19 protein-coding genes and 1 tRNA gene are annotated in these 19,941 nt (G+C 65.9%); 13 read left to right on the plus strand and 7 right to left on the minus strand.

Annotated features, from left to right (window positions below; all coding sequences use genetic code 11):
* Nucleotide 1 precedes the first annotated feature (1 nt).
* From ABRP17_RS14525 to trxA, 3 genes are all read right to left on the minus strand, one after another.
* Nucleotides 2-454, minus strand: coding sequence for a hypothetical protein (locus tag ABRP17_RS14525; RefSeq protein WP_349985155.1), 453 nt, complete (start codon nt 452-454; stop codon nt 2-4).
* Between the two features lie 95 nt (nt 455-549).
* Complete coding sequence (locus tag ABRP17_RS14530) at nt 550-2,148, minus strand: CHASE2 domain-containing protein (protein WP_349985153.1); 1,599 nt, start codon at nt 2,146-2,148, stop codon at nt 550-552.
* Between the two features lie 144 nt (nt 2,149-2,292).
* Complete coding sequence (gene trxA, locus ABRP17_RS14535) at nt 2,293-3,144, minus strand: thioredoxin (protein ID WP_349985152.1); 852 nt, start codon at nt 3,142-3,144, stop codon at nt 2,293-2,295.
* 115 nt (nt 3,145-3,259) lie between these two features.
* On the opposite strand from trxA, the gene ABRP17_RS14540 reads away from it, so the two are divergent.
* Nucleotides 3,260-3,874: a DUF998 domain-containing protein gene (locus ABRP17_RS14540; protein ID WP_349985150.1), complete on the plus strand. Its 615-nt coding sequence runs from the start codon at nt 3,260-3,262 to the stop codon at nt 3,872-3,874.
* A gap of 98 nt (nt 3,875-3,972) precedes the next feature.
* Complete coding sequence (locus tag ABRP17_RS14545) at nt 3,973-4,242, plus strand: hypothetical protein (protein WP_349985148.1); 270 nt, start codon at nt 3,973-3,975, stop codon at nt 4,240-4,242.
* 297 nt (nt 4,243-4,539) lie between these two features.
* Here the strand turns inward: ABRP17_RS14545 and ABRP17_RS14550 are convergent, their stop codons facing one another.
* Entirely contained in the window at nt 4,540-4,776 is a 237-nt protein-coding gene (locus tag ABRP17_RS14550) for a hypothetical protein (protein WP_349985146.1), read from the minus strand.
* Between the two features lie 200 nt (nt 4,777-4,976).
* On the opposite strand from ABRP17_RS14550, the gene leuS reads away from it, so the two are divergent.
* The 9 genes from leuS (at nt 4,977) to ABRP17_RS14595 (ending at nt 12,729) form a co-directional block, all read left to right on the plus strand.
* The gene (leuS, locus tag ABRP17_RS14555; RefSeq protein WP_349985144.1) at nt 4,977-7,616 is read left to right on the plus strand and encodes a leucine--tRNA ligase; all 2,640 of its coding nucleotides are present in this window, start codon (nt 4,977-4,979) and stop codon (nt 7,614-7,616) included.
* Between the two features lie 127 nt (nt 7,617-7,743).
* On the plus strand, nt 7,744-8,385 hold the full coding sequence (gene lptE, locus ABRP17_RS14560; RefSeq protein ID WP_349985143.1) for an LPS assembly lipoprotein LptE: 642 nt from the start codon (nt 7,744-7,746) through the stop codon (nt 8,383-8,385).
* A 12-nt stretch (nt 8,386-8,397) separates the two neighbouring features.
* Complete coding sequence (gene holA, locus ABRP17_RS14565; protein WP_192081876.1) at nt 8,398-9,438, plus strand: DNA polymerase III subunit delta; 1,041 nt, start codon at nt 8,398-8,400, stop codon at nt 9,436-9,438.
* 3 nt (nt 9,439-9,441) lie between these two features.
* Nucleotides 9,442-10,110 carry a nicotinate-nucleotide adenylyltransferase gene (nadD, locus tag ABRP17_RS14570; protein ID WP_349985141.1) on the plus strand — a complete coding sequence of 223 codons (669 nt, stop codon included), beginning with the start codon at nt 9,442-9,444 and terminating at the stop codon, nt 10,108-10,110.
* A 70-nt stretch (nt 10,111-10,180) separates the two neighbouring features.
* On the plus strand, nt 10,181-10,609 hold the full coding sequence (rsfS, locus tag ABRP17_RS14575; RefSeq protein WP_188326652.1) for a ribosome silencing factor: 429 nt from the start codon (nt 10,181-10,183) through the stop codon (nt 10,607-10,609).
* Nucleotides 10,610-10,679: 70 nt separating this feature from the next.
* On the plus strand, nt 10,680-11,150 hold the full coding sequence (rlmH, locus tag ABRP17_RS14580; RefSeq protein WP_349985140.1) for a 23S rRNA (pseudouridine(1915)-N(3))-methyltransferase RlmH: 471 nt from the start codon (nt 10,680-10,682) through the stop codon (nt 11,148-11,150).
* 22 nt (nt 11,151-11,172) lie between these two features.
* Nucleotides 11,173-11,249, plus strand: a tRNA-Asn gene (locus ABRP17_RS14585).
* Between the two features lie 116 nt (nt 11,250-11,365).
* Nucleotides 11,366-11,896, plus strand: a complete 531-nt coding sequence (locus ABRP17_RS14590) for a DUF3757 domain-containing protein (protein ID WP_349985139.1) — start codon at nt 11,366-11,368, stop codon at nt 11,894-11,896.
* 80 nt (nt 11,897-11,976) lie between these two features.
* On the plus strand, nt 11,977-12,729 hold the full coding sequence (locus ABRP17_RS14595; RefSeq protein WP_349985138.1) for a hypothetical protein: 753 nt from the start codon (nt 11,977-11,979) through the stop codon (nt 12,727-12,729).
* Between the two features lie 405 nt (nt 12,730-13,134).
* On the opposite strand, the gene ABRP17_RS14600 is transcribed toward ABRP17_RS14595, so the two are convergent.
* From ABRP17_RS14600 to ABRP17_RS14610, 3 genes are all read right to left on the minus strand, one after another.
* A complete protein-coding gene (locus tag ABRP17_RS14600) occupies nt 13,135-15,948 on the minus strand; it encodes a TonB-dependent receptor (RefSeq protein WP_349985137.1) in 2,814 nt (937 codons plus the stop codon).
* Between the two features lie 184 nt (nt 15,949-16,132).
* Nucleotides 16,133-16,792 carry an energy transducer TonB gene (locus ABRP17_RS14605; protein WP_349985136.1) on the minus strand — a complete coding sequence of 220 codons (660 nt, stop codon included), beginning with the start codon at nt 16,790-16,792 and terminating at the stop codon, nt 16,133-16,135.
* Nucleotides 16,793-16,988: 196 nt separating this feature from the next.
* Nucleotides 16,989-17,723 carry an SIMPL domain-containing protein gene (locus tag ABRP17_RS14610; RefSeq protein WP_349985135.1) on the minus strand — a complete coding sequence of 245 codons (735 nt, stop codon included), beginning with the start codon at nt 17,721-17,723 and terminating at the stop codon, nt 16,989-16,991.
* A 129-nt stretch (nt 17,724-17,852) separates the two neighbouring features.
* Here ABRP17_RS14610 and ABRP17_RS14615 point away from each other — a divergent pair, with 129 nt between their 5' ends.
* Nucleotides 17,853-18,461 (plus strand): Maf family nucleotide pyrophosphatase, encoded by a 609-nt coding sequence (locus ABRP17_RS14615; RefSeq protein ID WP_349985185.1) that lies wholly within the window; start codon nt 17,853-17,855, stop codon nt 18,459-18,461.
* Nucleotides 18,454-19,941, plus strand: a complete 1,488-nt coding sequence (gene rng, locus ABRP17_RS14620) for a ribonuclease G (protein ID WP_188326659.1) — start codon at nt 18,454-18,456, stop codon at nt 19,939-19,941. Before ABRP17_RS14615 ends, rng begins: the two co-directional genes overlap by 8 nt.

Genomic DNA, 19,941 nt, shown 5'->3' on the forward strand with positions numbered 1-19,941 from the left:
ATCACGGTTGCGGCGGGTGCGGCAGTCGCCAGACGTACGTTCCGTTCTGCTGGGGGATTGCCTCCCCTTTGTCGGTGATCGCGTCCTGTATGAAGAAGCCCGCCGTGCCGCTGTCCTGGATGAAGGTGAGTTGATGGAACGCGGTGCGGTTTCCCCAGTCCGGAGAGGGCAATGAGATGTAGCGGACGGTGAACGTCTGGTCGTCGAACGCGCCCTGCAGCACGTAGACGCCCCAGTGGTCTTCACCCTCGGAGGTGATGCGGTACATGCCGTTGTCGTAATGGACGAGGCGTGCGTCCGGAAACGGCTTTTCCTCGTAGAGCTTGCGGTAATGCAGTTGGTGCACCGCGATTGCATGGCCTGGTTGGAGCGGATCCGCGGTGGGCAGGGCGACTGCGGAAGGGCTGGTGGCCTGCAACAACGCAAGGGTCAGCGGAAGACTGGACAACGTCATGGGCAGCTCGCGGCGTCGGGGTGAGCCTCGACCGTCGGCATTTTCCCGCGGAGCGACAAGAGGCAGTCACGTCATCAGACGGTGCGTGGACGGGCTCAGCCGTTGCTGGAGATGGCGCTGGGAAGGCGCGGATCCGCCTTGGCCTCCTGGAGTGCGTTCTGGGCGTCGGCGAGGACAGCGGGTGCGACCCCTTCCGCGCTGGGCACCCGGCAGTGGATGCCGATGCGGACGATGCGCGCTGCACGGGTCGTGCCGTGCTCGGGCTGCACGCCGTGCAGATCGCCGAGAAGCGCTTCCGCGACCTGCGTGGCGCCGCTGCAGGGCGTGTCCGGCAGGATCAGGGCGAACGTGCCGGCGCCGAGGCGGGCGGCCGTGTCGCGCGGGCGCCGCGCATGGGCGCTGATGCCCCTCGCCAGGCACTTCAATTGGCGATCGTTGGTCGGGTCGACGCCTGCGACCTCCACCAGCATGAGCGACAGCGGGCGCTGGGCGGCATGCGCCGCTGCGCAGGCGTGTCCCAGCGCCTGGTCGAATCGCGATCTTCCGGCGAGGCCGGTCGCCGCGTCCATGCCCGAAGGGCGCCGCCCCACGATCCGCCACGCTGCCCATGCGACCCCTGCGACCGAGATGCACGCCATCGCGGTGGCCGGTGCCCACCAGGCGTGGCCTGCACGCAGCATCGCCGCTGCGATCAGCAGGGGCACCAGCGGCCCGGCTACCGCTGCCGTGCGGGCGATGGCACCGCCACTGGCCAGGGCGAGCACGCTGGCCGCCACCAACAAGGCGGTCGCGGCACCGTGCCAGCGCCTTGGCGGCACGAGCACGGTCTGCTGCTGCAGCAGCGCCGAGGCGAGGTTGCCCTGGAACTCGATCTCGCTCATGGCCGGTGGCAGTGGGCTGTGCATGCGTGGCCCGGCGGCCAGGGGCGGCGTTGTCAGTCCGATCAGTATCCTGCGGCCCTGCAGACGAGAGGGCGCGATGCGGCCGCTGAGCACATCGTCATAGGAGACGCGTGCCAATGTGCCGGGCGGACCCACCAGTCGGGGGCGGACGGTCGCGGCATGCCGGTCGATGATGCGGGGGTCCGGAGCGACCAGCGCCACGCCAAGCGCTGGCCAGTAAGGTGCGCCGACGCCCTGCTGCAGTGACACATCACGCAGTACGCTGTCGCGATCGGGGTGCGCCATGGCGTGGCCCAACGCGGCGGCGCTGGCGCTGAACAACGGAATCGGCCACTGATCTTCGCGCAGCGCGGCCGTTTGGGGCCAAGTGGTGAGTACCGGCAGTACGACATGCCCATTGCGCCGGATCGCGGCGGCAAGGTCGGCATCGGCACCCGGCTGCGGATCGGGCTCCTGCAGCGGCAGGTCAAGGACGATGCGACGTGCACCCGCGTCGGTAAGCCGGTCCAGCAGCCGCGCGTGGACGGTCCGCGGCCATGGCCACGGACCGATCTTCCGCAGGCTGGCGGGATCGATCGCGATGAGCAGGACGCTCGCGTCGGCGCTGGCGCGCCAGTGGCGCGTCAGCCGGTCGTAGATCGTCGTGTCCAGTGGCTGCAACCAGGGACCGTAGCTTGCCGCCCCAGCCAGCAGCCCGGCCAGCACGACCAGCAGCAGGCGCAACGGCCACCGCGGCGCAGCCCAATGTGCGACATCGGGCGCATCAGGTGCTTGGCCATCGACAGGTGTCACGCGATCCTCCCCCCGGAAGATCGGCGGAGCCGCCGCACGACCCGATGGTCGGTGGTCGTTCCCGCCGTGATCGCTGGCGTGCAGTCACCCCAGCGTCCGCAGTATCGCGCTACGTCCTGCGCCAGATTCTTAACGCATTCAGCATCAGAACAGCAGCGCCGCCATCTTCCGGCGGTACTGGCTGACCAGAGCGGGGTCTTCAATGACATTGAACGCGTCGATCAATGCCTTGCGCGGCAGTCCGTCATCGTAGGTGCGATCAAGGCGCAGCATGGCCAGGAACTGGTCCAGCGCGGCCTGGTCCTCACCGGCCAACAGATGCTGCACGCCGCGCAGATGCCGCGCCGCCAGATCTGCCTCGTCCGCGGCGATCCGTGCGTCCAGTGCCTCGGCGGCGGGGGCGTCCTTCAGCGCGGTGGCGAATGTCAGGCGCGCGCGGGCGCGCACGGCACGGTCATCGGTAGCCAGGTTGGCGGGCAGGCCATCTATCAGGCCGCGTGCTTCGTCCACGCCGCCGATCTGCAGCAGGGCCACGGCAAGGTCCAGCTTCAGCGCTTCATTGCCAGGTTCAGCGGCAATCTGCGCGCGCAGCACATCGACCTGTGCCTGCGGATCCAGGGGTTCCGGTTCCGTTTCGGGCACGGGCTCGGCCGGGCTGATGCCATGCTGGGCCAGGAATTCGCGCAGCTGGCCTTCGGGCACCGCACCCGGGAAACCGTCAACCAGTTGCCCGCCCTTGACCAGGAAGACGGTCGGCACCGAGCGGATCTGGAACGCCGCTGCGATCTGCTGCTCCTTGTCCACGTCCACCTTGGCCAGATGGAAGGCGCCGTTGTATTCGGCGGCCAGCTTCTCCAGCAGCGGGCCCAGCGTCTTGCAGGGTTCGCACCACGGTGCCCAGAAGTCGACCAGCACCGGCGTCTGCAGCGATTTCTGCAGTACTTCGGTTTCGAAGGTTTCGGTGATGGCGTCGAATACGTTCGGCAGTTCGCTCATGGAAGCTCTGGATCTACGGCGGGAAAACGATTCTATGGTGACGCCCCACGCCTGACGCAACCCGCCTGCGCCGCAATGGCCCACAATTGCGCATTGTCTTCTGGAGCCTGCATCAATGCCCCTGCACTCGCCGCGACGTATCGAAAACCCGCTGGGCGCCATCGCCGCCGCGATCTTCATCCTCGCCGTGGTCGGCTTCGGCGCAGCGCTGGACGGGTATGTGCAGGCCCGCCATCCGGTGGCCTTGCTCGGCGCCGGGGGAATGCCCCATGCACTGGCCTTCAACGTGCTCGGCTGGGCGGTGCCGGGCTTGCTGGCGGTGGCCGTAGCGGTCTACCTGCTGCTGCGTCTGCCGGTGGGTAGCCACTGGGCGCAGCGGGTTGCGGGCCAACTGCTGGTGCTGGCGGGCATGGCGTTCACCGGCATGGGCCTGTTGCCGCTGGATGTGGCGGACCTGGATGGACCGGCGAGCCAGGCTCATGCCAGTGCGTGGATGGTCTGGGCGCTGGCTTTCATCGCCGGCACCCTGATGCTGGGCATCGGCAGCTGGAAGACCATGCCGCCGCTGGCGCGGCTGGCGCTATCCTGCGGCCTGGTCGCGGCTGTGAGTGCCTTTGCCCTGCAGGGCCTGCTGCCGGCACCGATCGCACAACGCGTCACCTTCCTGGCTTGGGCGATATGGCTGGGCCTGGCCCTGCCGATGACGGGGCGGTCGTCGCCCCACCGGTGAAGCGGTTGCTTGCCGCAGACGCGGATTTTCGTCCTTGTCTGATGTCGTGAATGGGCCTGGGTGGCCATTCTGCCTGCATCACCGCAGGAGGGCGTCCCATGAAGTTCCGTCATTCACTGCAGTTGCTGGTCGTGGCCGTTGCGATCCTGCAACTGGTCCAGGTGGCCCATGCGGAGGCCTTCGTCTGCAGGGCCAACATAACCACCGGCGACGGGCGGCATAAGGCGGTCTCCGGCTGGATGCACGCCGACTCGGCCGCGCTGGCCGACCAGGCCTGGCGGGAGCGGGTGCATGGCCAGCACCGTCCGCGCCAGATCGCCTCCACCCGCTGCACGGCGGTCACCCCCCGCCTTGCTTCACGTTCATGATCGCGTCTTGATGCGCGGCAATGCCCAGAATAAGCACGCCGCACTTTCGCACTAAAGCTACTTCTGGGATAAATCGCACTAAGACGTTACGGGATTCTGCAGGCGTCGGGCTCCTGTACGTTGAAACCGTCTGCGCCGGCGCTAGCGGCGCTTCGTTTTGCCTTTCCGTAACGTAGAGCTGAGTCAGGCTGGAGCTGCTTGGAGCACCCTCAGCCTGACTAGCCCATTGGGGCTACGACCTTGACCGATCAAACGCTGCACGTCGGCTCGTCAAGGTCGCAGTTGCCCAAGGCTTCCTCAGAAGCACTCTACAACTTCGAATCGCAGTGTCGGGTTGGGAAATTGTGTGCGCACGACCTGGAGCGCCGTCTCGGCAGCGTCCTCCTCGCTGGTAACGTCCACCGTCGGGAACTGCCATGAGGAAACACCGTTGGGAAGATACACTTTCACGCCACACGTGAATTCGGCTGCTTGCACAGCACCAGTGGAGAGGGCGAACAGGCATGCAGCAGTAATGATGGGGCGAATTTTCATGATTCTAAAGATTCCTGATTGTTAGTGCTTCGTGAGCATTAGCGCTAGAGTTATTCGTAGCTCGAAAAGCGTGATGCTCAAGGCGCTCGGTATCAATCTGATCAGGCCTATTTCAGTGACGATGCCGACGTATCGCCATATGGTTGCTTTAGCCGTACTGCGGTACCCTGTGCCGCTTTGCCGCCGCACTTGTGTGTTCCATGACCAGCGTCGAACCAAACGCCTACGATCCGCAGCAGGTTGAATCCGCCGCCCAGCAGTACTGGGACGGCACCCGTGCCTTCGAAGTCAACGAGACCTCGGAGAAGCCGAAGTATTTCTGCCTGTCTATGCTGCCGTACCCGTCCGGGGCGCTGCACATGGGCCATGTGCGCAACTACACCATCGGTGACGTGATCAGCCGCTACAAGCGGATGACCGGGCACAACGTGCTGCAGCCGATGGGCTGGGATGCCTTCGGCCTGCCGGCCGAGAACGCCGCGATCAAGAACAAGACCGCACCGGCCAAGTGGACCTACAAGAACATCGATCACATGCGCACCCAGCTGAAATCGCTGGGCTATGCGATCGACTGGTCGCGCGAGTTCGCCACCTGCCGCCCGGATTACTACGTCCACGAGCAGCGCATGTTCACCCGCCTGATGCGCAAGGGCCTGGCGTACCGTCGCAACGCGGTGGTGAACTGGGATCCGGTGGATCACACCGTGCTGGCCAACGAGCAGGTCATCGATGGGCGCGGCTGGCGTTCCGGCGCGCTGGTTGAAAAGCGCGAGATCCCCCAGTGGTTCCTGCGCATCACCGATTACGCCCAGGAGCTGCTGGACGGCCTGGACGAGCTGCCGGGCTGGCCGGAATCGGTCAAGACCATGCAGCGCAACTGGATCGGCCGGTCCGAAGGGCTGGAAATCCAGTTCGCGGTGCGCGACGTGGACGGCAGCACGCTGGACCCGCTGCGGGTGTTCACCACCCGTCCGGACACGGTGATGGGCGTGACCTTTGTGTCGATCGCCGCCGAGCATCCGCTGGCCCTGCACGCGGCGAAGACCAATCCGGCGCTGGCCGAGCTGCTGGGCGGCCTGAAGCAGGGCGGTGTGTCCGAAGCCGAGCTGGAAACCCAGGAAAAGCGGGGCATGGACACGGGCCTGAAGGCTGTCCATCCGGTCACCGGTGAAGAGGTCCCGGTGTGGGTCGCCAACTTCGTGCTGATGGGCTACGGCACCGGTGCGGTGATGGCCGTCCCCGGCCATGACCAGCGCGACAATGAGTTCGCCAACAAGTACGCGTTGCCGATACGCCAGGTCATCGCGCTGAAGGCACCGCGCAAGGACGAGGGCGCCTACGATTCCGCCCGCTGGCAGGACTGGTACAGCGACAAGACCCGTGAGACCGAGCTGGTCAACTCCGCCGAGTTCGATGGCCTGGATTTCCAGGGCGCGTTCGAGGCACTGGCCGAGCGTTTCGAGCGCAAGGCGCAGGGCCAGCGTCGGGTCAACTACCGCCTGCGCGACTGGGGCGTGAGCCGCCAGCGCTACTGGGGCTGCCCGATTCCGGTGATCTACTGCGAAAAATGCGGTGCGGTACCGGTGCCGGAAGAACAACTGCCGGTCGTGCTGCCTGAAAACGTGGCCTTCGCCGGCACCGGTTCGCCGATCAAGACCGATCCGGAATGGCGCAAGACCACCTGCCCGGAGTGCGGCGCCGCCGCCGAGCGCGAGACCGATACCTTCGATACCTTCATGGAATCGAGCTGGTACTACGCGCGTTACACCTCGCCCGGCGCGCGCGACGCGGTCGACAAGCGTGGCAATTACTGGCTGCCGGTGGACCAGTACATCGGCGGCATCGAGCACGCGATCCTGCACCTGATGTATTTCCGTTTCTATCACAAGCTGTTGCGTGACGCGCGGATGGTGGACAGCAACGAGCCGGCGCAGAACCTGCTGTGCCAGGGCATGGTGATCGCCGAGACCTACTTCCGCCCGAACCCGGACGGCAGCAAGGATTGGATCAACCCGGCGGACGTGGCGGTGGTGCGTGACGACCGCGGCCGCATCACCGGCGCCACGCTGATCGCCGACGGCTTGCCGGTGGAGATCGGCGGCACCGAAAAGATGTCCAAGTCGAAGAACAACGGCGTGGACCCGCAGACCATGGTCGGCAAGTACGGCGCCGATACGGTGCGTCTGTTCTCCATGTTCGCCGCGCCGCCGGAACAGTCGCTGGAGTGGAACGAGGCTGGCGTGGATGGCATGGCCCGCTTCCTGCGCCGTCTGTGGGTGCAGGTGCACAAGCATGCCGGCGAAGGCGCTGCGGCCGCGCTGGACGTAGCGGCGCTGGACGCCGGGCAGAAAGCCCTGCGTCGCAAGACCCACGAGACCATCGGCAAGGTGGGTGACGACTACGGGCGCCGCCACAGCTTCAACACCGCGATTGCGGCGGTGATGGAGCTGATGAACGCCCTGACGAAGTTCGACGACAGCAGCGTGCAGGGCCGTGCGGTACGCCACGAGGCACTGCAGGCCATCGTACTGATGCTCAATCCGATCACCCCGCATGCCAGCCATGCGCTGTGGCAGGTGCTGGGCCACGGTGAGACGCTGTTGGAAGACCAGGTCTTCCCGCAGGCTGATCCGGCGGCGCTGGTCCGCGACGCGCTGACCCTGGCGGTTCAGGTGAACGGCAAGCTGCGTGGCACGATCGAGGTCGCCGCCGAGGCGGCGCGTGAGCAGATCGAGGCGCTGGCACTGGCCGAACCGAACGCGGCCAAGTTCATGGACGGCTTTACCGTACGCAAGATCATCATCGTGCCCGGCAAGATCGTGAACATCGTGGTCGGCTGATCGCGGGACGGGCGGTGACGGCCCTGGGTCGTCACCGCGCGTTCCGGCGTCAGAATATCAATCCCCATTCACGCATCATCGGGCAGGCTATGTTGCCGCAACTGCCCGGCTACTACAGACTGTGCCCATGACCCGAATCCTGCTCGCGCTTCTCTTTGCCCTCGGCCTGGCCGGTTGCGGTTTCCACATGCGCAACAAGCTGATGCTGCCGGCCGATACGGCGGCGGTGAAGGTCGTCTCCAGCGCGCCCTACAGCGAACTGGCCAAGCTGCTGCGCCGCAGCCTGCTGGCATCGGGCGCCGAACTGGCCGACGAGGATTCCAAGGCACCGGCTGCACAGCTGCAGGTCCTGTCCGAGCGCTGGGGCGACCTGCCCATCGCGATCGACGCGCAGGGCCGTGCCCAGGAGTACAGCCTGCGCTACGCGGTGATCTTCATCTTCCGCCGCGAAGATGGCAGCGAACTGGTGCCGCAGCAGGTGATCGAATTGTCGCGGGACTACGTGTCGCCGCCGACCGACGCCACCGGTACCACGACCGAGCGTGAGATCCTGGCTGACGAACTGCGCCGCGAAATGTCGGCGTCGATCATCCGCCGCATCGACAGCGTGGTGCGTAATGAACTGCGCGAAGGCCGCAGCCTGTCCGCGCCGGTGGATGGCGTGGTGGTTCCGGCCGGTCCCGCGCCGGCGGGCGTGCCGGCCATCCAGACCACCGTGCCGACGGCCAAGCCCGCATCCGAACCGGCCACCCGGCCGGTGCAGGACTGAGCCGGCCCCGGCATGGAACTGCGCCCGGAGCAGTTGGCCAGTGCCGCTGGCGGGCAGCCGCTGGCGCCGGTCTACCTGGTCGCCGGGCCGGAGACCCTGCGCGTGCTGGAAGCCGCCGACGCCGTACGCAGCCGCGCACGGGCCGAGGGCATCAGCGAGCGTGAAGTGTTCGACGCCGATGGCCGCGATTTCGATTGGGGCAGGCTGGAGGCGGGCTTCAATGCGCCCAGCCTGTTCAGTGCGAGACGGTTGATCGAAGTGCGCTTGCCCAACGGCAAGCCGGGCAAGGAGGGCGGGCAGGTCATCAGTGATTTCTGCGCGTCCCCACCGCCGGACGTGGTGCTGTTGATCACCACCAACGAGTGGAGCAAATCGCACCAGGGCAAGTGGGCCGATGCCGTGGGCCGTGCCGGGGTGATTTCCGTGGCATGGGCGATCAAGCCGCACGAGCTGCCCGACTGGATCGAGCGCCGGCTACGCAGCAAGGGCCTGCGTGCGGATCCGCAGGCGGTACAGCGACTGGCCGAGCGCGTGGAAGGCAACCTGTTGGCTGCGGCGCAGGAAATCGACAAGCTGGCGCTGCTGGTGGACGGTGGCGACGTGCTGGATGTTGAAAAGATGGATGCGCTGGTCGCCGACGCGGCCCGCTACGACGTGTTCCGGTTGGTGGAGTCCACGTTCTCCGGCCAGCCCAAGGCTGTGCTGCGCATGGTCGCTGGCCTGCGTGCGGAGGGTGAAGCGGTGGCGGCGCTGATGCCGATCGTCATCCGTGAGCTGCTGGCGGGGGCGGGCCTGGCACAGGTGCAAGCACGCGGTGGCAACCTGGCGGCGGAGATGAAATCCCGCGGCATCTGGGAATCGCGGCAGGCGCCCTACAAGCGTGCGCTCCAGCGCCATCCCGAGGCCAAGCGGTGGGAGCGGTTCGTGGCTGAAGCGGGCTTGGTCGACCGTATCGCAAAGGGGCGCGCCGACGGCGATGCCTGGCTCGCGCTGGAGCGTCTGCTGGTGGCCGTGTCCGAGGCGCGTGCGGTGCGTCTGCTCGCCCGGGCCTGACCCATGGCGAAGGGCCTGCGCCTTTATTACGGCGGCACGTTCGACCCGGTTCACCTGGGTCATCTGGCCATTGCGCGCGCTGCGCGCGACCAGTTACAGGTCAGCGTGCGCCTGCTGCCGTCCGCGGACCCTCCGCATCGGGAAGCGCCGGGTGCCACGGCCGTCCAGCGATGCGAGATGCTGCAGTTGGCGCTGGCCGACGAACCCGGGTTGCAGCTGGACCGGTTGGAACTGGAGCGCGCCGCGCGCACGCCGGGCGTGCCCTCCTATACGTTCGATACGCTGTCCGGCCTGCGCGCCGAGGTCGGCTCGGAGTGTCCGTTGGCGTGGCTGGTAGGGGCTGACAGCCTGTTGTCGCTGGCCACGTGGCACCGGTGGCGCGAGCTGCTGGACCTGGCCCATTTCATCGTGGCCGAACGCCCTGGTAGTCCGCTGCCGGAGGTGGTGGCCGGCGAGCTCGGCCAGGCGTTGCAGGGACGCTGGACCGATCGGGGCCAGGACTTGGCAGCTGCCGCGGCCGGTCGGGTACTACGCCTGCATCAGCCCCTGCGCGGCGAGTCGGCCAGCGCGGTGCGGGCCCAGATTGCCCGTGGCGGGGCAGGGCGCGATCTGCTGCCGCCGGCCGTGGCCGATTACATCGCCGCCAACGGCCTGTACCGTACTGCCGGCTGAACATCGCCATGAATGGCACGCTGCCGCTGTGGCCGTATAATCCCCCTTACGTTTATCGAGTCGACCCGCTTTGAGCAACCAGCCCGAAACCCAGTCCCAACCCCAGACCATCAAGGTCGATCTGCCCAGCCCGCCGCCCTCCGTGGAGCAGCTGCTGGCCTGTGTCATGGAAGCCACGGAAGAGCTGAAGGCCAAGGACGTGGTGACCATCGACGTGCGCGGCAAGTCCAGCGTCGCCGATTATTTCGTGATCGCGTCGGGCACGTCCTCACGCCACGTCAAATCCATCGCCGAAGAAGTAGTGCGCTTCGCCAAGAAGATCGACCAGATGCCGCTGGGCACCGAGGGCGAGCGCGAAGCCGAATGGGTGCTGGTGGACCTGGGCGACGTCGTCGTCCACGTCATGCTGCCGCGCATGCGCGAGCTGTATGCGCTCGAGCGCCTGTGGACGGTCGGCGACCAGCCGTCTTCGCGCGACGAGATTGAAGACGAAGTCTGAGCGGCCCTGCCGCGTTGACGTTGCACTCTGACGGCGCCGATGGCGCCGTTGGACGTTATGAGGAGCCAGGATGAAAGCACGCCTGATCGCGACCGGTGAACGTGCCCCCATTTGGGTGGCGCAGGGCTTCGCCGAATATCAGAAACGTCTGTCGCATTGGCTGCCGTTTGATCTCGTGGAGATCGAGCCGGGGCTGCGCGGCAAAGGGCGAGACGCGCGCCGCGCTACCGATGACGAGGGCAAGCGGGTAATTGCCGCGCTGCCAAAAAATGCCTATGTGGTTGCGCTGGATGTGCCGGGCAAGCAGCTCAGTTCAGAGCAGCTGGCGCAGCGCCTGGAGCACTGGCGCGGGCAGGGCAGGGACCTGGCGTTTCTTATCGGTGGGCCGGAAGGGCACTCCGCCGAAGTGTCCGCATTGGCCGATGAAAAGTGGTCGATCGGACCGCTGACCTTGCCGCATATGCTGGTCAGGCTGGTCGTGGCCGAACAGCTGTATCGCGCGGCCGCGATGTTGGCCAATCACCCCTACCATCGCGCGTGAAGAGTCGTTATACTTGCCGTCTGCCCGAATAGCTCAGCCGGTTAGAGCACTTGACTGTTAATCAGGGGGTCGTTGGTTCGAGTCCAACTTCGGGCGCCATTTTGAGAACCTGCATCGTGAGATGCAGGTTTTTTTTTGCCTGGTCGGATGCGCCAAGAAGGGCATGCCACTTTTTAAAAAATACTGTATGGCGATCGTGGGGCAGCATTGTTCTGATGAAGCACACCCTCCGAGAGGTAATGTCGATGACTCCTTTCATCGCTGTAGCTGCCACTGTTGCCCTTGTCGCCGCGTGCTCATCGGACGTTCTTGCGGCCGAACCGACGTCGGGCCGCAACAACGCTGTCGCGCTGATGGCATGCCCACCGGCAGCCCGGGTACACGTGCAGGACGGTCGCTACCACGCACGCGAGACGCTGGGCGGCTGGGAGGGCGAATGGGTGTCGCCGGCGCGGCCATCGAGCGCAGTATCCCGCCTGGAAAGCGCACTCCTGTATACACAGGGTGCGGGAACCGACGCCATCCTGGTCAACTGCACCTATGGCCTGATGTCGGGACAAGAAATCGACCTCGCTTACCAGCCGGACGGGTCGGAAGGGCAGCTCGGCAACCTTTACGTGCATGTGGAAGACAAGACCGAGTGGCTGCGTGATCCCGACGACGCGGCCGGAGACTCGTTCAGGGAGTGCACCCCTTCTTCCGCATCGCGCGCCTGCCGTTTCTTCCCGTTACGCTACGGTCGGTAGCGGGCAGCGGTAGACGCCTGAGGGCGCTTTCCCGGTCGACTCGTGGCATGCTCCGTCCATCCCTTGGCCGGAGCGTCACGATGGGCGAGATCATGACAGCGGTGGTCGTTTTTGCCTGCCTGTGCACGGCGTCCATCGGCATGCTCTACCTGTACCCCAGGCTCTCTGCCCGGCATCGCGACGATGACACCAATACGGTGCTGAGGTTGGTGGCCAACATCTTCGTGGTGATGACCTCGCTGGTGTTCGGTCTGTTGATCAATTCCTCGAAGAACACCTTCGAGACCATTGACACCAATGTGCACGCGTTTTCGACCAGCCTGATCATGTTGGATCGATCACTGCGCACGTATGGTGCGGAAACCGATGAGACCCGTACGCGGCTGATCGAATACATCGAGCTGGCGATTGCCGATCCCGCGCGTGGCGATGACGCGCTGTCGCATCGGCGGAGCCCGGCGGCAAACGCGCTGGATCAGGTCGGGGGAGCATTGGACCGCATCTCACCGTCTGACCGGTATCACGAAGGCCTGCTTGCAGACGCGCGTCAGCAGTTCCAGTCGGTCGTGCGGCAGCGCTGGAGCATCGTCGAGCAATCCGAAGCCAGCGTGCCGCGGTTGATCATCTGGATGCTGATGGCCTGGATGACGCTGATCTACGGCAGCTTCGGCTACCGCGCCCCACGCAATCCGATGGTGGTCGGCGTGTTCGTGGTGTCTGCTGCCCTGATCGCCGTTTCCGTCTACTTCGTGCTGGACATGAGCGTGCCGTTCGACGGCCCGATCCAGGTATCGGACGCACCGCTGCGCAGGGCGCTGGCGCAGATCCAGTAGCGCCGAGCCACGCTCGGCGGAGCGCGTCCCCGTTCGCGTGCGTGCAGACGCAAAGCCACCGAAGTGCGTCACCGCGCTGTAGCGCCGAGCCACGCTCGGCGGAGCGCGTCACCGTTCGCGTGCGTGCGGACGCAAAGCCGCCGAGCATGGCTCGGCGCTACCGAAGTGCGTCACCGCGTTGTAGCGCCGAGCCACGCTCGGCGGAGCACGTCACCGTTCGCGGGCGTGCAGACGCAAAGCCACCGAAGTGCGTCACTGCGTTGTAGCGCCGAGCCACGCTCGGCGGAGCGCGTCACCGTTCGCGGGCGTGCAGACGCAAAGCCGCCGAGCACGGCGCGACCGTCACACATTGAAAAAGGCCCGGGCGCGTGGCCCGGGCCTTTTCATTCAAGCGACAGCCTTCCCTCAATTGAACGTGTACTTCGCCCCCACGGTGAAGTAACGTCCGATCGCGCCGCTGAAGTGCAGCGGGTTGTAGTTGATGCCGCCGTAGGTGGCCGGATCCAGCGGGGCGGTGCGGTCGAACACGTTGGCCACCGAACCGAAGATCTCCATGCTGTCGGCCACCTTCCAGTTGGCGGACAGATCGAAGGTGGTGAACGAGGCCAGCGAGCAGTTGCCCGGGGCCGGACTGCCATCGGCACGGAAGTTCAAGCAGTCGTCTTCTTTGGTACCGCCGGTCTCAGCCAGATTGTCGATCGCGCTGATGTAGTTGACGATGCCGCTGACCGACCAGTCGTGGTAGTTCCAGGTAGCGCCGAAGTTGATGCGGTCCTTCGGCGTGCCGATGCAGTTGGTCACGTCGCAGTTGCCATGCGTGCCCGCGTACTCGTGCGTGGTGCCGCCCTCGGTCCGCTCGAACTTGCTGGTGTGGCTCCACTGCAGGTCCAGCCGCAGATCACCCGCGTTACCCAGCGGAATGTCCTGGCGGATGTCCGTATCGATACCCTCGACCTTCGACGCACTGGCATTTACGTAATTGGTGTTGATGGCCAGGATCGAGCCGGTCCCCGGCACGCCATTGAGCAGATCGGTATCGCGCAGCACGTTGCCCGATGCAATGGCGTCGGCCGTAGAGCCCTGTGCGATTTCGTTGCTGCGCTTGATCCGCCAGGCATCCACGGTGATCGAGGTGCTGCGGGTCGGCTGCAGCACGATGCCGACCGAGTAGCTCTTGGACTCTTCAGCTTCCAGGTCCGGGTTCGGCCGGGTGATGATCGCAACAGGCTGCTGGCCGCAGTCGTCCTGCGTGCCGCCCGGTGCCGGGTTGCCGCCCGGGCAGCGGACCGGATCGAGTGCGTTGGAGAACGCGGCCAGTCCGCCATCTCCGTTCTCGGCCGGGTTTGGCGCACGGAAGCCTTCGGCGTAGGTGCCACGCAGGGCAAACCACTCGGCCGGCGTCCACTTGAAGCCGACCTTCGGGGTCACCGAGTCGTCACCGCTTTCGTATTTGTCGTAGCGTGCGGCGGCCGTCAACTCCAACGATTCCAGCACCGGCGCTGCAAGCTCTGCGTAGCCGGCGTATACGTTCTGGGTGCCGTCATAGGCGGAGTAGCCCAAGCCGATGATGTCGCCCACATCGGTGTAGGTCTGCGGCGTGAGGCTGTTGGTGGTGCGACGCCACTCGGTACCGATGGCCAGGCCGAGTGGGCCACCGGCCAGGTCCATCAGCGAGCGGTTCACCTTGAAATCGAACATGTCCAGGCTGCTCTTGGCGTTGGCCTGGATGGTCGGCGAGATGTAGTCGTACAGGCTTTGCGGATTCGCATCCGATCCGGCGCCGATGTTCCAGGTGCCGGCCGGGCAGGCCAGGTCACCGAGCACGCACTGGACCGCGCTGTAGCGCAGGAAACCATCGCGCTTGTTGACCAGGTTGGTCGACGAGTGCAGATAGCCGGTGTCGTAGCTCCACTCGCCCCAGGTGCCCTTGACCCCGGCCAGGAAGCGGATGAACTCGTTCTTGTTGTTGGTCACCCGTGGACCGACGTCGAAGGCGTTGTAGCGCACGCGCACCGGCGTGGCATACGGGTTGTCCGGGTGGCCAACAGCGAGCACGGTGGCACCGGGTCCGCTGTTCGCGTTGACGGGGCCGCCCTGGAACCCCCAGGCGCCGGATACGTTGGAGGGCGTGTTGTTGAAGGTGGTTTCCTTGCTCGAGTAGCCCATCTCCACGTACGCCTCGGCGCTGTCGTTGAAGGCGAAGGTCGCGCGGCTGAAGACGTTGACGTACTTCTCTTCCGGGCTGAGATCACGGAAGTTGGCCATGTCCCACAGGCAGCCGCCACCCGGATCCTGCGGGCTGACATCGGAGAACTGGGCGCAGCCAGGCAGTGATTCCAGCAGCCCGGTGGTCGGGTTGAAGATGCTGCCGGCCGGTGAGTTGCCGCCGCCGCTGCCGTTGCCGGTGATCGCGCCGCCGAGGAACTGGCTGCCGCCGGCGCTGTAGCCCCAACGACGCAGATCGCCGGTGCCGATCCAGTCACGGTTGCGGCGGTCGCTGACCCGGATGCCGTCGGTCTTGCCGACGTCCAGACTGAAGAACGCATTCCACCCGTCGGTGGACAGGTTGCCGGTACCGGCCGTCAGCGTCGCCTTCTTCGCATCGCCGTCGCTGTCGCCGGATAGACCGTACGACCCACGCAGGATCACGCCCTCGAAGTCACTGCGCAGGATGATGTTGACCACGCCGGCAATTGCATCGGACCCGTAGGTAGCCGACGCGCCGTCTTTCAGCACCTCCACGCGCTCCACCGCATCCAGCGGAATGGTGCTCAGGTCGGTGAACACCTTCTGGCCGTCATCGGCCAGGCCGTAGGTGGCCATGCGGCGGCCATTGAGCAGCACCAGGGTGGAGCCGGCGCCGAGACCGCGCAGCGAGATGCCTGCACCGCCGCCAGCGAACCCATTGCCGAAGGTCTTGGGGATGGAACCAGAGCCATCCGAGGTGAGGGTCTGCAGGTACTCCGCAACCGTGGTCTTGCCGGTGCGGTCGATTTCCTGGCGGGTGACCACCTGGACCGGCGATGGGGTTTCGGTGTCGGTGCGGGGGATGTTCGAGCCGGTGACCGTGACACGGTCCAGGTTGGTGGCCTGCTCCTGCGCGAAGGCGCTGGGGGAGACGGCTGCGGCCAGCAGCAGTGCGCCGCCGGTCAGAATGTGGGTGATGGAGGCGGCAAGCGGGGTGCGGCGGGTGGCGGGGCAACGGGTCGGATGATTCACAGCTCTCTCCTGACTGGGAAACCTTGATGGCGTCGTTCGACCGCGGGCCCCCTTGCCCCGCGATGGCGTCAATCTAGGTTCGTATCAGGTGATGCAAGAGTGAAATTTTGCTTAATTCGCACCGCTCTGTGATCTGCGTCAAACGGTGCGGCCGGGGCAGGGCACGCCTGCCCCGGCGATCGGCTTACTGCGGCAGCGAGAAATCAATGGGGACCAGGCCCACGGATGCGGTCGCCACGCCATCACGCATCGACGGTTCGAACGTCCAGCGACGCAGCACCTGCTGGCGCGCCGCAGTGTCCAGCGCACGCGAGCCGCTGCTGCGCTCGATCGTCACGCGTGTGGGCTGACCCTTCGCATCCACCTCCACGCGCAGCAGTACCGTGCCCTGCTCCTGGTTGCGCAGGGCAGCGATCGGATACGACGGCGGCGGGGCGCTGCGATAGCTCAGGTAGGCACCTGCACCGCCCATGGCGGGCGCCTCGGTCGGTGACGGGACGGCCTGTGGCGCAGCGACTGCGGACGTGGACGCGGGCAGCGCAAGCACCGGTGCCGAATCGATGACCGCAGGGGGCAAGGGCAACGGCGTCGGTAGCGGCTGCACACTCGTCTGCGGCGGCACCACCGCCACCGGATCTGCAGGTGGCACGGGCGTGGGCGGCAGCGGCTTTTCCGGCGTGATCCAGCGGATCTGCGGCGCCTCGCGCGTAAGCGGCAGGGCCACGTAGGCAGCGGGAATGATCAGCAGCAGAAAGGCCAGCAGATGCAGTGCGATTGCCGCACTCCAGGCGGTGATCCTGACCGGATCGACGTGTTGCGGTACAGCCGGATATGCACGAACCATGATCCACCTCCATGCGGGACAGCGAGGGAACATCGTCTTGCCGGCCGGTGCCGGTGATGCAGGAATAGCGCGCTGAGCAGCCTGTGCCCAGTGGGCGCGCAGGCAGCGTTTGGCTACGGGTCAGGCAGCGGAGCGGTGGGGTGTCCGGGCAGGTCCTCTTCGCGGGGGGCGACGAGGACCCGCCTGGATCAGGGCATCAGCGTCCGAGTTCGAACACGACGTCCAGGTTCACCGAGACGGTGGTCTCACCTGCGGCTACCGGCGTGCTCATGTCGGCGGCCATCGGGGCGGCCTGCGCGCGCATCATCACCGGGCGGAAACCGCCGCCACTGCTTTCGGAAATGCTGACGATGCGACGGACCTGCAGCCCCAATGACTTGGCATAGGTCTGCGCGCGAGCCTGCGCTTTCTTCAGCGCGGCCAGGCGGGCTTCGTCATAGACCGGTTCCGGCTGGTCGATCTCGAAGCTCGGCCCGTTGATCTGGTTGGCGCCCTGCGCCGCCAGTCCGTCGAGTACCTTGCCCAGCTTGGCGATGTCACGGACCTTCAGGCTGACCGTGTTGCTGGCCTGGTAGCCGGTGATCTTCGGCGCTTCGTTTTCGGCATAGCGGTACTGGGGGCTCAGGTTCACGCCGCTGGTCTGCACGTCGCGCTCGGCGATACCCGCCGCTTTGATCGCAGCAAGCACTTTGTCCATCTTCTGCGCGTTCTCGCGCATGGCAGTGTTGCCGTCCACGGCCTGGGTGACGACGCCGGCCGACAGGGTGGCCACGTCGGGTACCCGGCTGGCTTCGGCATTGGCGGACACGTTGAGCAGGGTGCCTTCCACCGGCGCGATGGCAGGGGCCGGTACGGCGGCGTTTGCGGTCACGGAAGCTCCCAGGGCGAGGGACAGGGCGAGCAGAAGCGGGGAAAGAGCAGGGCGACGCATGGTGATCTCCTTGAAGGCCATCGAGGTTGCTGGCGTAGGGATGAACGCGTTGTGAGCCGGAACGGGGTTGCCGGTTTTCCCGCCGTGTTGCCGACGATTCAGGCGCTGCGCGCAGGGTATGCTGTGTGGATGCTCTATCTTGCCTCCCGCTCCCCACGCCGCAGTGAATTGCTTGCCCGCCTTGGCCGCCCGTTCCAGTCCTTGGACCTGGACGTGCCTGAAGTGCGTCTGGCTGGCGAAAGCCCGCGTGATTATGTGCTGCGGGTGGCCACCGACAAGGCCCGTGCGGGCCTGCTCGCGGTAGCCGGGAGGGATCCGCGCGCCCAGGTGCTGGGATCAGACACCGAAGTCGTGTTGGGCGAGCGGGTGTTCGGCAAGCCGACCGACGCCGACGATGCCGCCGCGATGCTGCGTGCGTTGTCCGGCCGAAGCCACCAGGTGATGACCGCCGTGGTACTGGTCGACGCGCAGGGCGTACACGCTGACGTGGTGGTGTCGGAGGTTCGCTTCGCCACGCTGGACGATGTCTCCATCGCAGCCTATGTGGCCACCGGCGAGCCGATCGGCAAGGCCGGTGCCTATGCCATCCAGGGGGAAGCAGAGCGCTTCATCACCCATCTGGCCGGGAGCTATTCCGGCGTGATGGGATTACCGCTGTACCAGACCGACCGGTTGCTTGCCGGTGCCGGCTTGCCTTCCCACCCTGTTGCCGCCACGGAGGCTGCCGTACATGTCTGAAGAAATACTGGTCAACGTAACTCCCCGCGAAACCCGGGTAGCGGTGATCGAGAACGGCATGCTGCAGGAGCTGCATATCGAGCGCGGCTGGCGGCGCGGTGTGGTCGGCAACATCTACAAGGGCAAAGTGCAGCGGGTCATGCCCGGCATGCAGGCCGCGTTCGTCGAAGTGGGACTGGACCGCGCTGCGTTCCTGCATGCCAACGACGTGGTGCGCCCGGCGCCCGTGGCCAGCCCGGATACCGATGGCACCACGCTGCCGCCGCCATCGTCCGTGCCGATTGTCGAGCTGCTGCGCGACGGCCAGGACATCGTGGTCCAGGTGGTGAAGGATCCCATCGGCACCAAGGGCGCGCGCCTGACCACGCAGATCAGCATTCCATCGCGCTACATGGTGCTGCTGCCGCAGTCCAAGGTGGTCGGTGTCTCGGCGCGGATCGAAGACGAAACCGAGCGGGCGCGGCTGAAGACGCTGGTGACCGAGCTGTCAGCCCAGCACGGCGGCTACGGCTATATCGTGCGCACCAATGCCGAAGGCCAGCCTGCCGAGGCCATCGCCGAAGACGTGGCCTACCTGTCGCGCGTCTGGAACGTGGTCGAGCGCCGTGGCCGTGAGGCCGCGTCGTGCAGCGTGATCTATGAAGACCTGAGCCTGCCGTTGCGCTCGGTACGCGACCTGATCCGCAAGGACGTGGACAAGGTCAAGGTCGATTCCAAGGAAACCTTCGTCCAGCTGCAGGCGTTCGTCGCCAAGTACATGCCGGTGCTGGCTGAAAAGCTGGAGCTGTATGCCGGCGACCGTCCGATCTTCGACATGTTCGGGGTGGAGGACGAGATCGGCCGCGCGCTGGACAAGCAGGTGCCGCTGAAGTCCGGGGGCTACCTGGTGATCGACCAGACCGAGGCGATGACCACCATCGACGTCAACACCGGTTCGTTCGTCGGCCAGCGCAACCTGGAAGAGACCGTGTACCGCACCAATCTGGAGGCGGCCCAGGCCGTGGCCAGGCAGCTGCGGCTGCGCAATCTGGGCGGCATCATCATCATCGACTTCATCGACATGGTGGATGCCGAGCATCGTCGTCAGGTGCTGCGCACGCTGGAAAAGGCGTTGGCGCGCGACCACGCCAAGACCACGGTCTATGATTTCTCGCCGTTGGGCCTGGTGGAGATGACCCGCAAGCGCACCGTGGAGAGCCTGGAGCGCCAGCTTTCCGAGACGTGCCCGCAGTGCAGTGGCCGCGGCAGCATCAAGACCACCGAAACGGTGACCTACGAGATCTTCCGTGAGATCACCCGCGCGGTGCGTCAGTTCGAAGCGGCGCGCCTGCTGGTGATCGCTTCGTCGAAGGTCGTGGCGCGGATCACCGATGAAGAATCCACGGCAGTCGCCGAGCTGGAGGAATTCCTCGGCAAGAGCATCAGCTTCCAAGCTGACGACCAGTACCTGCAGGAACAGTTCGATGTGGTCCTGCTCTGA

It is taken from the genome of Stenotrophomonas sp. WHRI 8082 (genome assembly GCF_040223995.2).
In the GTDB taxonomy this organism is placed as follows: Bacteria; Pseudomonadota; Gammaproteobacteria; order Xanthomonadales; family Xanthomonadaceae; genus Stenotrophomonas.

Excerpts from the sequence above, each read along its gene's own strand:
- ABRP17_RS14525 (WP_349985155.1), bottom strand. The coding sequence starts at position 454 with ATGACGTTGTCCAGTCTTCCGCTGACCCTTGCGTTGTTGCAGGCCACC.
- trxA (WP_349985152.1), bottom strand. The coding sequence starts at position 3,144 with ATGAGCGAACTGCCGAACGTATTCGACGCCATCACCGAAACCTTCGAA.
- ABRP17_RS14540 (WP_349985150.1), top strand. The coding sequence starts at position 3,260 with ATGCCCCTGCACTCGCCGCGACGTATCGAAAACCCGCTGGGCGCCATC.
- ABRP17_RS14545 (WP_349985148.1), top strand. The coding sequence starts at position 3,973 with ATGAAGTTCCGTCATTCACTGCAGTTGCTGGTCGTGGCCGTTGCGATC.
- ABRP17_RS14550 (WP_349985146.1), bottom strand. The coding sequence starts at position 4,776 with ATGAAAATTCGCCCCATCATTACTGCTGCATGCCTGTTCGCCCTCTCC.
- leuS (WP_349985144.1), top strand. The coding sequence starts at position 4,977 with ATGACCAGCGTCGAACCAAACGCCTACGATCCGCAGCAGGTTGAATCC.
- lptE (WP_349985143.1), top strand. The coding sequence starts at position 7,744 with ATGACCCGAATCCTGCTCGCGCTTCTCTTTGCCCTCGGCCTGGCCGGT.
- holA (WP_192081876.1), top strand. The coding sequence starts at position 8,398 with ATGGAACTGCGCCCGGAGCAGTTGGCCAGTGCCGCTGGCGGGCAGCCG.
- nadD (WP_349985141.1), top strand. The coding sequence starts at position 9,442 with ATGGCGAAGGGCCTGCGCCTTTATTACGGCGGCACGTTCGACCCGGTT.
- rlmH (WP_349985140.1), top strand. The coding sequence starts at position 10,680 with ATGAAAGCACGCCTGATCGCGACCGGTGAACGTGCCCCCATTTGGGTG.
- ABRP17_RS14590 (WP_349985139.1), top strand. The coding sequence starts at position 11,366 with ATGAAGCACACCCTCCGAGAGGTAATGTCGATGACTCCTTTCATCGCT.
- ABRP17_RS14595 (WP_349985138.1), top strand. The coding sequence starts at position 11,977 with ATGGGCGAGATCATGACAGCGGTGGTCGTTTTTGCCTGCCTGTGCACG.
- ABRP17_RS14605 (WP_349985136.1), bottom strand. The coding sequence starts at position 16,792 with ATGGTTCGTGCATATCCGGCTGTACCGCAACACGTCGATCCGGTCAGG.
- ABRP17_RS14610 (WP_349985135.1), bottom strand. The coding sequence starts at position 17,723 with ATGCGTCGCCCTGCTCTTTCCCCGCTTCTGCTCGCCCTGTCCCTCGCC.
- ABRP17_RS14615 (WP_349985185.1), top strand. The coding sequence starts at position 17,853 with ATGCTCTATCTTGCCTCCCGCTCCCCACGCCGCAGTGAATTGCTTGCC.
- rng (WP_188326659.1), top strand. The coding sequence starts at position 18,454 with ATGTCTGAAGAAATACTGGTCAACGTAACTCCCCGCGAAACCCGGGTA.